This is a genomic window from Arthrobacter sp. NPDC055585 (assembly GCF_053619115.1).
This window is the reverse complement of sequence record NZ_JBSHIT010000006.1, coordinates 21,284-35,293: the sequence shown is the minus strand read 5'-3', so window position 1 is coordinate 35,293 and position 14,010 is coordinate 21,284. Positions and strand designations below refer to the sequence as shown.

The 14,010-nt window shown below is 66.0% G+C and carries 12 protein-coding genes; 3 read left to right on the top strand and 9 right to left on the bottom strand.

Annotated elements, in window-relative coordinates; genetic code table 11:
- Positions 1 to 56 precede the first annotated feature (56 nt).
- Entirely contained in the window at positions 57 to 1,361 is a 1,305-nt protein-coding gene (locus ACWGQ2_RS11375) for an AAA family ATPase (RefSeq protein ID WP_452017309.1), read from the bottom strand.
- Entirely contained in the window at positions 1,358 to 2,005 is a 648-nt protein-coding gene (locus ACWGQ2_RS11370; protein ID WP_452017307.1) for a hypothetical protein, read from the bottom strand. Before ACWGQ2_RS11370 ends, ACWGQ2_RS11375 begins: the two co-directional genes overlap by 4 nt.
- Before the next feature lie 182 nt (positions 2,006 to 2,187).
- On the opposite strand from ACWGQ2_RS11370, the gene ACWGQ2_RS11365 reads away from it, so the two are divergent.
- The gene (locus tag ACWGQ2_RS11365; protein ID WP_452017683.1) at positions 2,188 to 2,427 is read left to right on the top strand and encodes a helix-turn-helix domain-containing protein; all 240 of its coding nucleotides are present in this window, start codon (positions 2,188 to 2,190) and stop codon (positions 2,425 to 2,427) included.
- A 21-nt stretch (positions 2,428 to 2,448) separates the two neighbouring features.
- On the opposite strand, the gene ACWGQ2_RS11360 is transcribed toward ACWGQ2_RS11365, so the two are convergent.
- Entirely contained in the window at positions 2,449 to 3,003 is a 555-nt protein-coding gene (locus tag ACWGQ2_RS11360) for a hypothetical protein (protein ID WP_452017305.1), read from the bottom strand.
- A gap of 162 nt (positions 3,004 to 3,165) precedes the next feature.
- Here ACWGQ2_RS11360 and ACWGQ2_RS11355 point away from each other — a divergent pair, with 162 nt between their 5' ends.
- Complete coding sequence (locus ACWGQ2_RS11355; RefSeq protein ID WP_452017303.1) at positions 3,166 to 4,002, top strand: LysM peptidoglycan-binding domain-containing protein; 837 nt, start codon at positions 3,166 to 3,168, stop codon at positions 4,000 to 4,002.
- Positions 4,003 to 4,026: 24 nt separating this feature from the next.
- Entirely contained in the window at positions 4,027 to 4,554 is a 528-nt protein-coding gene (locus tag ACWGQ2_RS11350) for an Rv3235 family protein (RefSeq protein WP_452017301.1), read from the top strand.
- Between the two features lie 2 nt (positions 4,555 to 4,556).
- Here the strand turns inward: ACWGQ2_RS11350 and secA are convergent, their stop codons facing one another.
- From secA to mtrB, 6 genes are all read right to left on the bottom strand, one after another.
- Positions 4,557 to 7,295 (bottom strand): preprotein translocase subunit SecA, encoded by a 2,739-nt coding sequence (gene secA, locus ACWGQ2_RS11345; RefSeq protein ID WP_452017299.1) that lies wholly within the window; start codon positions 7,293 to 7,295, stop codon positions 4,557 to 4,559.
- Between the two features lie 91 nt (positions 7,296 to 7,386).
- Entirely contained in the window at positions 7,387 to 8,595 is a 1,209-nt protein-coding gene (locus ACWGQ2_RS11340) for a winged helix-turn-helix domain-containing protein (RefSeq protein WP_452017297.1), read from the bottom strand.
- A 32-nt stretch (positions 8,596 to 8,627) separates the two neighbouring features.
- Positions 8,628 to 9,356 carry a ribosome hibernation-promoting factor, HPF/YfiA family gene (gene hpf / locus ACWGQ2_RS11335; protein ID WP_452017295.1) on the bottom strand — a complete coding sequence of 243 codons (729 nt, stop codon included), beginning with the start codon at positions 9,354 to 9,356 and terminating at the stop codon, positions 8,628 to 8,630.
- A 112-nt stretch (positions 9,357 to 9,468) separates the two neighbouring features.
- Entirely contained in the window at positions 9,469 to 10,464 is a 996-nt protein-coding gene (locus tag ACWGQ2_RS11330; protein ID WP_452017293.1) for a ComF family protein, read from the bottom strand.
- A gap of 107 nt (positions 10,465 to 10,571) precedes the next feature.
- Positions 10,572 to 12,284: an LpqB family beta-propeller domain-containing protein gene (locus tag ACWGQ2_RS11325; protein ID WP_452017291.1), complete on the bottom strand. Its 1,713-nt coding sequence runs from the start codon at positions 12,282 to 12,284 to the stop codon at positions 10,572 to 10,574.
- A complete protein-coding gene (mtrB, locus tag ACWGQ2_RS11320; RefSeq protein WP_452017289.1) occupies positions 12,277 to 13,977 on the bottom strand; it encodes an MtrAB system histidine kinase MtrB in 1,701 nt (566 codons plus the stop codon). The genes ACWGQ2_RS11325 and mtrB overlap by 8 nt, the downstream gene beginning before the upstream one ends.
- Between the last annotated feature and the right edge of the window lie 33 nt (positions 13,978 to 14,010).

The following is a 14,010-nucleotide window of genomic DNA, read 5'->3' as shown; positions in this document are numbered from 1 at the left end:
AGGCCGCCCCTTTGCGGCCCGTTTGATACGAGCCTATCCCGTTGGCAAAGAAAAGGTCACTTCGCAGCTCCGCGCTTCCAGCGCCGTTTGCTCCCGCTGCCTGCGGGAACGTTGGCCAGGGCAGCAATCGCCGTCCGCAGCCCTGATGCCGGCGCAGTTTCCAGCAGCGCTGTCCCGGCGAGCAGCGAGGCATCAGCAGCATCCCAGTCCGCAGGCAGGAAAGCGCTGATGCGGCCGGGGCCGAATCGTTCCCAGGCGTCGCTCAGCTGTTGCTCCGGGGCGCGGCCCACCGTGGAACGGCGTACTTTATTCAAGACCACCAGCGGCGATGCGGACGGAACAGCCGCTTCCAGCTCGGCCAGGGCGCGCACCAGGCGCGGCACGCCCACCGGGTCCGCGGAGCCGACGGCGTACACCGTGTCCGCCGCTTCCAGCGCCGCGAGGGTTGCCGCGTTCCGGCGCGGAGCCATGGTGTCGAAGCTGAGTTCCTCGTCCGCCTCCACGCTGAACCCGCAGTCAATAACGATGATGTCCGCAATGCTGCGCGCTTCGGCCAGCACCCTCGACAGAGCAGTACCGCGGATTTCCAGCCAGCGGTCCGAACGGGTAATCCCGGTCAGTACCCCCATGCGGCTGTTCCTGATCTGCACCTGCACTGTGGACGCTTCCAGGGACGCCTGATCCAGCAGTCCTTGTTCCGCCAGCCGGCAGCCCTGGGCCAGGCCCGCCGATTCCTCCGTCAGTCCAAGGGCCGCAGCAACGCTGGGGGCATAGGTATCCGCGTCCACCAGGATTACCGCGCTGCCGGCTGCGGCTGCCTCGGCGGCCAGGTTCAGTGCCAGGGTGGTGCGTCCGGGTCCGCCGGCAGGACCCCAGACGGCTATGACACGTCCCTGCCGGCGTGGTTCGCCCGGATCCTTGTCCGGTGCGCCGCCGGAGAGCTCCCACTTCCTCAGCCCTTCTGCAGGATCCGCGAGCGAGGACCGCGCGTTTCGCTCCGGCCCCAGCTCCTCCAGAGCCTGGACGGCGTCGGCTACCAGGGCAGCCAGGGCTGCGGATTCCAGGCCTGGAGATGCGTGTGCCACCCCCAGCTGGTCCAGGCGGGTGCGGGCGTCCGGGTCATCAGCCAGCACCACAAGTGCCACCCCGGCCGCCTTGACGCGGCCGGCGAGGCTGGCAGTCAGTTCCCCGGAGTCGTCGTCCACAATGGCCGCCCGTGCCATTCCGCTCTGGCATGCAGCGATCAGTTCAGAGAGTTCGCTGCACCGGCGGATAACGGTCACCGGCCCCTGCAGGCGCTCGAGTCCCTGCACCAGTTCTGCTGTTCCGCTGCCGGAGGTGACTACCGGAATGGCGGTCATCGGGCCGAGGGGTTGGGTACGACGGCGATCTTTGCCTGGTTGGAAAGCGCACCGAGCAGGGCGGGCAGATCCTGGTCTTCCACGAGGACCAGGAGACGGGTGGCGTCGGCTCCGGCAATAACCGATTCGGTTACGGAGAGTTCGGAGATCTCAGCGGCTGTCAGCAGCCGCCGCGGTTCGCCGTAGCCGTTCTGGCCATTGGGCAGGGAGGCCCAGACGTCAACCCGGTCTCCGGCACGGATACCGCTGGGCAGTGGCGCCTGGACATCCAGGCCCAGCGGTTTGCGGTCCAGCTCTGCTGCCGCGGTGAGGTCGGCACGGGCGAGCAGCTCCCCACGGCGGATGAGCGTTCCCGCGACGGCGTCCGGGGGGAAGTCCTCCGACGCCGGCATGTAGGTTCCTTCAAGCCCGCCCAGGGAAACCTGGACGACGTCGAAGTCATCTGCTTCCAGGGCCGTTCCCACCGGGATCTCACGAGCGGCTGCCAGCACCTGTACGGTCTGGTCCTGGCTTGCAACCAGGGCACTGACCCCGGCTACGGAGGCCAGCACCAGGAGGACCCCCAGCATCAGGCGGGGATCTTTCCAGGACGGTTTTTTAAGGCGAGGTGCAGGCGCTGCCTGCACCGCCGTCTTGAGACTCATGCATCCCCCTAGGTTTTCCCGCCGCCGGTGCGGAGTGTTGGAGGTCATTGTGGCCTCCAGCAGGCAGTATGGAAACGGGTGGGGCCCGGAAATTGTGGATAACAACGAGCCGGCTGCCGGGCGGATGGCAGACTTGGTCAGCAGCGGCACAGCGCCGGAAAGGATTGATGGTGGGCACCATGATGGAGAAAAGGTTCCTTACCCTCGCCGACGTCGGCGAGGTCCTGAACATCTCCTCGTCACAGACGTATGCGCTTGTGCGCTCCGGCGAGCTGCCTGCCATCCAGGTGGGCGGCCGCGGCCAATGGCGGGTTGAGTCCGCCAAGCTGGAGGAGTACATCGCCGGCGCCTACCGCCGGGCGGAAGCTGCCCGTTCGGCGCTCCCGCAGGCGCAGAATGAGGGCGCCGACTCGGACGCCTGAGGCCGCCGGCACGGACGGAGCCTAGCTCCGGCGGGTTGAACTGACCGCCGCGATCCAGGCCAGCGGAACTACGGCAACTGCAGCTACGTTGCCGCGCCGCCGGGGTTCGCCCGGTTCCACCACCGCAAGTTCCAGGAAGTCCTGCCCTACCCGGTCGATGCTGCCGTGCTGTGCCGGCTGCGCTCCGCGCAGGTGCAGGTCGACCGGATATCGGTCCCGTGCCAGCCCTCTCAGCGCAGAGGCGAGCTTCAGCTGCACAGCGGGTACCGATGAATCCGCATACCGGTCCATCCCCTCGATCATCTGCACTGCGTGCACCGGAACCACATGTGCGCCCGAGGCGGATTCAAGCAGGAACCAGCTGTCCCCCAGCTGCTTCAGCACTCCCTGGAGCGGTCCGCCGGGAATCCCCAGATGCACCCTCAAAGTCCTGCCCCGCTGAGCACGCAGCCTGGCGGTGAGTTCCAGTCCGGCTACTTCCCCGCGCTGCCGGTCGGCTATTTCCGATTCAAGTCCGGCCTGTCCGGCGGCAGCAAGCTGCGCCTCCAGGTCTGCGAACAGTGCCTCCCACCTCATCGGGCAAGGCTAGCGTGTCCACATTTCCGGGGCACCACTCTGGACAGACGAAACCTCAGTCGGTAGCAAAAAGGATCAAAGCGAACCGAAACCAGTTAAACCGTGTCAAACGTAATCAAATGACATCAAACAAGATCATCGCCAGCAGCAGCGGAGGCAGCCATGGCTTTTCGAGGAACAGACACACGCAGGAGACTGGAGGATCTGTTTCAGGCCGGTGCGGCATTGGCCGCCGGCGCCCTGCTGCTCAAGGCTTCTTTCCTGCTGCAGGAGGGCGGGGCAGTGCCGTGGGCAGCACCGCCGCTCCGGACCTTCAGCGATTTGCAGTACGCCGCTGGTCTTGCTGCGGGCTGCGCAGGCCTGCTGGTACTGGTGTGGTGGAGCGTGGGCCTGGCAGCGGCGCTGCTCTCAGCGCTGCTTCTGCGCAGGGGCAACCACCGGGCGGCCCGCGCCGTCGGCCGGTTCAGTCCCCTGTTCCTGAAGAGACTTGCCGCAGCTGCGCTGGGCGTGCAGCTTGTCTCCGCTCCCCTGCCCGCTCTGGCTGCCCCCGCCGCTGACCCGGGCCCCAGTGCAGCTTCCATCAGCATCAGCCGGACCACCGGCCCCGTGCCCGTGTCCCCGGCAGCAGATCCGGGATGGCATCCGTCGAACTCAGCCGCTGGAGGAAGCGGCACCGGGAACCCTAAACCGAACAACGCAGTTTCCTACCCCGGCACGAACCGGGCCGACCCCTCCTGGAAACCCTCGCCCGGACCGGTAGACGCTTCCCTTCTGGTTCCCGGGACCCGTGCGCCGGCACCCGCTGCCACCGTCACGGTCCGCTCCGGAGACACACTCTGGGATCTGGCAGCTGCCCAGCTCGGCTCTCTCGCCACCGATTACGAAGTCGCCCGGCACTGGCCGGCCTGGCATGAAGCCAACCGGACCGTCATCGGCCCTGATCCGCACCGGCTGCTGCCGGGGCAAGTCCTGGCCGTTCCGCCGCCGCCAGCTGATTAGCCAGCCCTCGGAAAGGACACCCCCATGACCATCCTGATTATTCTTCCCGCTCCCGGCGAGCCAGCCGGAGAACCAGCCGTGGCCGAGGGTGAACCTCGGCCGGTTTTCAGCAGCGTTCCAGGTCTGGCTCCGCCGGTGGTTCCGCAACGGCATCCGGTCCTTGTCCGGGAAGAGCCTCCGCCAGAGTCCGGCGGCACATCGAACTGGAGCAGCTCGGCGGAGGAGGACGCACGGATCGAGGCCATCAGCCGGTCCGTCAGCATGGGCGCTCTGGAGGTACTGGCAGGCGTCCGTCCCCTGCAGCAGCTGGCACGGTGGATGGACTTCGATGAGTTCGAACGCCTTCAGCTGCGTACCAACCTGGTCCGCGGCCGAGGCAGCGGAAGGCTGCACCGGAACGTCCGAATCCTGCGCGTCCGGGTCTGCCCCGTCGCATCCGGCATCTACGAAGTAGCCGTGGCGGCCGCCGAAACGGACAGAGTCCGCGCCGTAGCCCTCCGTCTGGAGCTGCGGCGCGGACTCTGGAAAGTTACCGCTCTGGAAATCGGGTGAAGCTACTTGCGGCGCTTCTTCTTGGAGGCAGGCCGGGTGTCCCTGCGGGATGCAGGCTGGGCCTGCTTGGCGGCCCCGGTGCGCTCAACCCTGGTTTCAACCTGGCCCTGGCTGTTCGGAGCCGAGAACTGCAGGCTGGCCGGCTGCTCGGGCGCTTCCAGCCCGGGAGTCTGGATGACCGGAGTGCCCACGATCCCCCGTGCGTCCTTCACACCCTGCAGCGCCTCGGGAACCTGCGGCTGGCTCACCTGAACTTCGACGTTGAAGAGGTAGCGGATGCTCTCTTCACGGATGGCTTCCATCATGGTCTGGAACATCACGAAGCCTTCGCGCTGGTACTCCACCAGCGGATCGCGCTGGGCCATGGCACGCAGGCCGATGCCCTCCTTGAGATAGTCCATCTCGTAGAGGTGTTCCTGCCACTTGCGTCCGATCACCGAGAGCACAACACGGCGCTCAAGCTCGCGCATGGCGGCGGAGCCGATGGCGTCTTCGCGTGCCTGGTAGGCCAGGCGGGCGTCGGAGAGGATCTCGTTGAGGAGGAAGTCGCGGGTCAGGTTCGACCGGCCGTCGGCTTCGTCAACAACTTCGTCAATGGTGAGGCTGATCGGGTACACGATCTTGAGGTTCTTCCAGAGCGTCTCAAGATCCCAGTCGTCGCCGTGGCCTTCAGCGGTTGCGTCGTTGACGACGGCGCTGATCACGTCTTCGAGGAAGAAGCCGATCTTTTCCTGCAGGTCGTCGCCTTCCAGGATGCGCCGCCGGTCGCCGTAAATAGCTTCGCGCTGGCGGTTCAGGACGTCGTCGTACTTCAGGACGTTCTTGCGCTGTTCGGCGTTGCGCGCCTCGACCTGGCCCTGCGCGTTCTGGATGGCCTTGGAGACCAGCTTCGATTCAAGTGCGACGTCGTCCGGCATGGAGGAGCTGTTCATGATGCGCTCGGCTGCGCCGGAGTTGAACAGTCGCATCAGGTCATCGGTCAGCGAGAGGTAGAACCGGGACTCGCCGGGGTCGCCCTGGCGGCCGGAACGGCCACGGAGCTGGTTGTCGATTCGCCGTGATTCGTGGCGTTCGGTGCCCAGGACGTAGAGCCCGCCCAGCGCACGCACTTCGTCGTGTTCGGCTGCCACTGCGGCCTGTGCCTTCTCCAGGGCAGCGGGCCAGGCGGCCTCATAGGCTTCCGGGTCCTCCGCGGGATCAAGGCCGCGGGAATTGAGCTCGGCGACCGCGTTGAACTCGGCGTTGCCGCCCAGCATGATGTCAGTGCCTCGGCCGGCCATGTTGGTGGCGACCGTGACCGCGCCCTTGCGTCCGGCCTGCGCCACGATGGCTGCTTCACGGGCGTGGTTCTTGGCGTTCAGGACCTCGTGCCGGATGCCTGCCTTGGCCAGCTGCTTGGAGAGGTACTCGCTCTTTTCGACGCTGGTTGTACCCACCAGCACGGGCTGGCCGGATGCATGCCGCTCGGCGATGTCCTTGACGACGGCGTCGAACTTTGCGACTTCGTTCTTGTAGATCAGGTCCGACTGGTCCAGCCGTGCCATCGGCTTGTTGGTGGGGATGGGCACTACACCAAGCTTGTAGGTGCTCATGAACTCGGCAGCTTCGGTTTCAGCCGTGCCGGTCATGCCGGAGAGCTTCTCGTAGAGGCGGAAGTAGTTCTGCAGGGTGACGGTGGCAAGGGTCTGGTTCTCCGCCTTGATCTGCACCCCTTCCTTCGCCTCGATGGCCTGGTGCATGCCTTCGTTGTAGCGGCGGCCGGCCAGGATACGTCCGGTGTGCTCATCGACAATGAGCACTTCACCCTTGAGGATGACGTAGTCCTTGTCCCGCTTGAAGAGTTCCTTGGCCTTGATGGCGTTGTTCAGGAAACCGATCAGCGGGGTGTTGGCCGCTTCGTAGAGGTTGGTAATGCCGAGGTAGTCCTCGACCTTTTCGATGCCGGATTCGAGCACGCCGACGGTGCGCTTCTTCTCGTCGACTTCGTAGTCCACGTCAAGGCTCAGCCGCTGGACCACCTTGGCGAACTCGGTGTACCAGCGGTTCACGTCGCCGCTGGCGGCACCGGAGATGATCAGCGGGGTTCGGGCCTCATCGATGAGGATGGAGTCAACTTCGTCAACGATGGCGAAGTGGTGGCCGCGCTGGACGAGCTCATTGGCGCTCCAGGCCATGTTGTCGCGGAGGTAGTCGAAGCCGAACTCGTTGTTAGTGCCGTAGGTGATATCTGCCGCGTACTGCTCGCGTCGGGTGGCCGGGTCCTGGTTGGCGAGGATGCAGCCGGTGGACATGCCCAGGAACCGGAAGACGCGGCCCATCAGGTCCGACTGGTATTCGGCCAGGTAGTCGTTGACAGTGACCACGTGCACTCCGCGGCCGGTCAGCGCGTTCAGGAAGGCCGGGGCCGTGGCCACCAGGGTCTTTCCTTCACCGGTCTTCATTTCGGCGATGTTGCCCAGGTGCAGGGCAGCGCCGCCCATCATCTGTACATCGAAGTGCCGCATGCCCAGGGTACGGCCAGCCGCTTCCCGGACCAGTGCGAATGCTTCCGGCAGCAGATCGTCCAGGCTCTCGCCGTCGGCGTGGCGTTCCTTGAGGTTATCTGTCTCGGCGCGCAGTTCGGCATCGGTCATGCCCTTGAACTCGTCCTCGAGCACGTTGATCGCGTCGGCGTAGTTACGCAGTGTTTTCAGCGTCTTCTTGTCACCGGTGCGAAGAACTCGTTCGAGAAGTGATGCCACTGATTTGCTCCCAATCTAGTGTTGCCGAAATCTGGCGTCCCCAGTCTACGTGAGAGACGTCCGGCAGGCCGCCAAGGTTCCCGCTTGGGAATCATCCACGGTCTACTGCCAGTTTCAGGGCGGGCGCAAGATCGCCCACAGGACTTACCATAACCTCTGTGAGGCCGAGCCACTGTGCCATCAGGCGTAATTCTGCGGCGAGCTCAACGGCGGTATCCGCGGGCGCGCCGGGTTCGGCATGGGATGCCTGCACCAGCAGGGCCCGTCCTGCCCGGTCAGCTTTCAGGTCCACGCGGGCCACAATCGCCTCGCGCAGCAGGAACGGCAGCACGTAATACCCGTACCGGCGTTTGTGGGCCGGCGTGTAGATTTCGATGCGGTAATAAACGCCGAATACTGCCTGCAGCCGTCGCCGGTCGAAAACCAGTGAATCAAACGGGCTCAGCAGGCCGCGGCCATGGCAGCGCCTGGGGGTCCGTGCCTGGGGATGAAGAAAGACCGGGCCTTTCCAGCCCTCGACGGTTATTTCCTCCAGTTCTCCCCTGGCTGCCAGGGTTCGGGCAGCGGTGAGGGTATCGCGCAGCGGCAGGCGGAAGTAATCAGCCAGCATGGGCGCGGTCCCCAGTCCAATCGAGCGTGCAGCAGCCTCGGTCAGCCGGAGCAGGGCTTCGTTCCGATCCGCGGGCGCCAGGGCAGCCTCGCCGTCGGGATGTACGGCGGCGGCAGGCGCGTACAGCCGTTCGAAGGCGGGGCCCCGCCCCGCCGAGGAGATGAGTCCCTGCTCGAAGAGGTCAGACAGGACCCGTTTCGAATCGCTCCAGTTCCATCCCCACGACTTGGTACCCGGGCGTGCGCCTTCACCGAGGACAGATTCAACTTCACGGGCGGACAGCGGATGCTTCTGCTCCAGCAGTTCCATTACGGCGTCGGTGAGCACGCTCCGCGGTTCCTCCGGCATAGAGGTGGCCCGCACCCAGGTCCGGCGCTGCCACTGGCGGAGGTCGGCGAACAGGTCCGGGCGGATGAAGCTGGCTTCATGCGCCCAGTATTCAACCATCCGGCGGGGATGCCGGGTAGACATCCGGTCCAGGACTTCCCGGTCGTAGGCACCCAGCCGGGTGAAGAGAGGCAGGTAGTGGCTGCGGGCCAGAACGTTGACCGAGTCGATCTGCAGCAGGCCCAGGGCATCAAAAACGCGGCCCGTCTGCCCGGGAGTCGGGCGGACGGGCCGCGGTTTGGCTAACTGCTGGGCGCCGAGGATGGTGCGGCGTGCCCGGTCAAGGGAGAAGGCGGCTGGCATGCACCCATCCTAGGACCGGGACAGACTGACCTCTAGGCGCCGGCGTTTACGTCTGCGGCTGCCGGTGAGGCGTCCCGGTAGCCGCGCATCTCCTCACGAATTTCCTCAGAACCCTCGGCGCACTTGGAATCGAGGGTAATGACGCCGTAGGTCCATCCCTTCCGGCGGTAGACAACGGACGGAGCTCCCGTCGCAGCGTCTACGAAGAGGTAGAAATCGTGGCCAACCAGTTCCATGTTGTCGACAGCGTCGTCAAGGCTCATGGGGGCACCCGGGAAAACCTTGCGACGGATCAGGACCGGGCATTCGCCGGTCTGCATGTCCTGGTTGTCGGCTTCGTTGCTCTCCGCCGGGACAGCTTCAGCCGCTGCGAACTGGGAAGACAAAGGTTCGGAAGTGCTGACAGGCTCCAGGCCCGCGGTGGCCACCCGCACTGGGACGGGGGTATGGCGCCCGCGGTGCACCTTGCGCCGGTCGCTTGCGCGGCGAAGGCGTTCCATGAGCTTTCCGTAAGCGAGGTCAAAGGCCGCAAACTTGTCCGCGGAAGATGCCTCGGCGCGGACCACGGGTCCCCGGCCCAGGACAGTCAATTCCACGGTGAGGGAGCTGTCGGCTTCACGGACGTTTTCGTGCTTGGTGACCCGGGCATCTACCCGCTGCACCTTGTCTCCGAGGTTCTCGACCTTGCCGATTTTTTCGGCGGCGTACTGACGGAACCGATCGGATACTGCAACGTTGCGTCCGCTGATCATGAATTCCATGGTGCCCTCCAATATTCTTCGGTGACACAACAACGGCCGCTGCCAGTTTCCTTCGCGACCGTTGCCGCAGGACTGCTCCGTTTCTTGAAGCAATCCATACCAACACGTTAGATCACCCGAGAGGTTTATTCACCTTCTGACCTTGGCCGCTGTCCGTGCGCCCAGTGCCGGCGGGTGGTTGCGCCCGCCGGTTCGGGCCGGCATCCGCCGGCACTTCTGCATGCGGAGCAGGGGCTCGCACAGCGGCGATCACGGCTGCACCGCCAACCCGGGCCCCGGCTGCGCGGAGGGCACGCGCTGCTTCAGCCAGAGTAGCCCCGGTGGTCAGCACGTCATCCGCGAGAAGGACGTTCATTCCCAGCAGCGCACCCGGCGGGCCGGCAGTCATTGTGCCGAAGACGTTCCGCCGCCGGGCTCCTGCACCCAGCCCTTTCTGCACCCGCGGTCCACGCGTCAGCAGCGCCGCAGCACCGGCGCCGGTTCGGTATTTCAGGACGCGGTCCAGGTGTGTACCGGCAGGCAGCAGCCCGCGGCGTCCCACCTTCGCGAGGATCAGCTGCAGCGGGTCATAGCCGCGGCGGGCCCGGCTGGCAAAGCTGCCCGGCACCGGAACGACTGCCAGCCGCCCGGCCGCAGCGCCTGCAGGCCCGCAGGCCCCAAACAGGGCCCGGGCCATTGCTTCGGCCAGAATGCCCGTCAGGTCTGTGTGCCCGTGGTTCTTGCAGGCAAGCAGGACCCTGGACAGTCCGCCGCCATAACGTCCCGCAGCGATGACCGGAAGGGGTGCATCCTCCGGTACGCCGGGACCCGGCATACCGCTTGCTGCAGGCCCGGTGTGTGTACTTCCGGCCCCGCAGCAGCTTTCGGCCGGCGGCAGCATCGCAGCACCTGATGAAGCCTCGAACGGCCGCAGAGTCGCCTGACGCACTGCCACGGCGCACCCGGGGCAGAGGGAATCGTCCGGCGTCCCGCACACCACACATTCCGCCGGCAGGAGCACGGAGCGCAGTTCCCGGCAGGCGGCCAGGACCGCGGCTGCTCCGGGAGCGGCGAACCATTCCTCCAGTGTTTCCAGGGGCGTCTTCAGGGGTGTTCCGCGTCGCGTCATCAGTTAACCGTCGCCGTTTATCCGTTCCGGAGGCCCTGGCGTGCGGCAGCCAGGGGAAACCCGGCGGGGTTTGATGCGGGAAATGTCCCCTGTGCAGGAGCTGAGGATCAGCCGGGGAACGCAGGGTCGCGGATTCCGTCAATCTCACGGATCCACCCGTTGCCCAGTTTCTTATAGACCGCATCCGCCGTCTGCAGAAACAGGTCGTCGGGCCCGTCTCCGCCGCTGAGGCCGAAGCTGCCCTCCCAGCCGGCCAGTTCCTGGTTGTCTTCCGCCGGGTCGAGGATAACCGGGGTCAGGGAATCGTCCTGCCCGCGCTGCAGGGCCGCCACTTTGGTTTCGCCAACCCAGACCGCTGTGGTCACGGGCTCGTTCGTCCACAGTTCCAGCGGGCTCGTGAGCGTCTGCGGCGCACCGTCTGATGAACGCACGACGCCGGCAAGCAGGACACGGGAAGACCCGTCCTGCTCGACCACCAGCAGCGCCCGGGCGCCGTCCCGCGAAAGCCGCAGTTCCCGCACAGTCATGTCCGAGAGCCAGGAAGGGGTCAGGCCGGCCTGGTTTGACGCTGCCAGGTTCGGGCCCACGGCGATAAGCCGGCTGCCCTCTCCCTGCGCCGCTGCGGACCAGATCCAGCCCTCGGGATCGATGCTGGGCCCGGTGAGCCCGTTTCCCGTGGCGACCTGGGCAACGTCCTTGCCCGGCCCGGTCACCAGCAGGGTGCCGCGGTCCCCGGAGAGGAACGCGATGGTATCCAGCTCCCCCACGGAGACGGCCGGGTCCCGGGGCTCGTATTCGGAGAGGTCAGGCAGGTTCTCGATGGCCTGGGACTGCCGGTCGCGGAAGAAAACGATGTCCTTCCCGAGCACTCCAACCTGGGTGTCCCCCACCCGCGGATCATGCTCGACCGGGACCAGGTCGCTGCTCGGTGGTCCCAGATCCACCTGGCGCTGGTTCACCGTCATTTCAACCGAGTTGACGTTGGTGAGCTGGCGCAGGTTCTGCTCCAGCTGCATTTTCATCTGCTGGCGGTTCAGGTCAGTTGAGTCCTCGAGCACTTCGGCGGAGAAATCCACGGAAGCCACGCCGGAGACGACCGGCACTGCGTCCCGTGCCAGTTTTGTCTCCACGGGGAAGGCACTGGTAACGGCGCCTTCCAGAAACGGTGCCGGACCGGCCAGCATGGCGTTGACCACTGAGGCAGCCATGCCGGACCGCTGGACGAACCAGCGGGTATCCGGAACCCAGTAGCGGTAGGTGCTGGAGTAGAAGTAGAGGTTGTGTGCCCGGAAAACGAGCGGGAAAGTGACGTCTGAAATCATCACGCCGTTGGGGATGCCGCTGATCCGCCATTGGCCGTCCTGCTCCACCAGGCGCACCTGGATCGTCTCCGTGGTGCCGGGAGCGGACTCGGTGCGGATGCCCTTGGCATTGACGGAGGCAACTACTTCCAGCTGAATCTGGAAGGCATTCGGTTCCGGCAGCGGCACCACGTTGGGATCTGCGCCGTAAATGACCACACGTTCAGTCGGCACCCACGACGCCGCCAGCTCCGCCGTGAGGAACTCCCGGGCCGTGGTGTAGTCTTCTGCGGCCCCGACGCCGGCCGTGATGAACCCTTCGATGATGCCCTGCGGGCCGGCGTCTTCAGCCGGTCCTGGCGGGTTGTAGAAGAGCTGGTTCGTGAGGGCGCTGACTCCGGCGCTGGCTGTAGCAGTGCCCACCGGGCCAACGGTCGGAATTGAAGAACAGCCCGAAAGGAACAGCACGGCGGCAATGAAGGCAGCGGCGAAGACCGAACGCTTCCTGGTGCTAGGCATTTGTTCCCTCCCCATCGGTGTTCAGGGCTGTCAGTGCCCTGGGCGGAGACGGCAGTGCAGTGTCCTGCGGCGAGAGCGGAACCGGGGATGCAGCGAAGCCTTCTCCGTGCCGGCGCGGCAGGGTCAGCCGGAAGCAGGCACCGTTGCCGGGGCTGCCCCATGCTTCGAGCCAGCCTCCGTGCAGCCGGGCGTCCTCGGCGGCGATGGCCAGTCCAAGCCCGCTTCCTCCGGTAGTCCGTGCCCGGGCCGGATCGGCCCTCCAGAAACGGTCAAAGACACGGGCGGCGTCGTCCTCGGTCATGCCGATTCCGTAGTCGCGCACTGCCACACCGACGGCGTCGGCGTTCGTCGCCACGGCGATTTCCACGGGTTTGCCTTCTCCGTGTTCGAGCGCATTGACCACGAGGTTTCGTACGATTCGTTCGATGCGGCGCGGATCGGCGTCGACCACCACACGGTCCTCGCGGCTCACGATTCTCACCTCCGAGCCGTTGTTCAGCGCCAGCGGCTCGGTAGCGTCCACGACGTCGCGGACAATGCCGAGGATGTCCGCGGCCTCCAGATCGGGTTCAGCCGCGCCGGCGTCGAAGCGGCTGATTTCAAGCAGGTCCGCCAGCAGCGCCTGGAAGCGCTCCACCTGGTGGTAGAGCAGCTCAGTGGAGCGTTTGGAAACGGGATCGAAGCCTTCGCGGGCGTCGTAGAGCACTTCGGCCGCCATCCGCACTGTGGTCAGCGGGGTGCGCAGCTCGTGGGAGACGTCGGAGACAAAACCCTGCTGCATCCGGGAGAGCTGGGCCAGCTGGGTGATCTGGTCCTGCAGGGTGGCGGCCATGTGGTTGAAGGACGCCGCCAGGCGGGCAACTTCGTCCTCACCCTTGACCTCCATCCTTTCCTGGAGTTCCCCGGCGGCAAGTTTCTCCGAGACGGAAGCCGCGGCGCTCACGGCGCCCACGCCCGCCTTGGTCACTACCCAGGCAATGGTGCCGATGATGGCCAGGAGCAGCCCGCCGGCGATCCACAGGATGCGGTGGATGTCATCCAGGGTCTGCTGCATGGTGTCCAGGTCGTAGATCAGGTACAGCGCATATTCGGACCGGTCCGGGGGCAGCGTCACCTTGGTGCCGAAGGCGAGGCCTGGTTCGCCGTGGGCAAGGGCCAGCGCGGACCAGTGGACGATGTCTTCGCCGTCGGGGTCCATTGCCTCGACGGCCGTGCTCAGGGGTTCGGGGATCCCGCTGGCGGTGATGCCGTCGCCCAGCGGTGTCACGTAGAGGTTTTCCTGTCCCGGCAGCGGGGTGAGCAGATACCGGCGCGGAGTTTCCGCACCGCGGCCCTCCAGCAGGGAAAGGGTGTTGGAGACCAGGCGCTCGGTTTCTTCACGGTCCGCAGCTGCCGTGGTCCGGAAGTTCTCCTTGACGCTGCTCAGGCCGGAGGTCGCCTCAGCCGTGAACTGGGTCAGCCGTTCCTCATAAAGTGCCCCCGCGATCTGGTTCGAGAGGAAGGCACCGATGCCGCCGGCTGCCACGATGACGAGCAGCAGCGTGGCCAGGACAGTCTTGAACTGCAGCGACCTGCGCCAGCGCAGGGCGATCTTCGCGATGGTGGCGCGGTGGATGGTCCAGCCGGCCCGCCGCAGGGCTGCGCCGGCGCGGGCAAGCCGCGCCTTGGCCCGTGCCTTCGAACCGTTGGGCACGCCGTTCTCCTCCACGGCTGCGGAGGGCTCGGA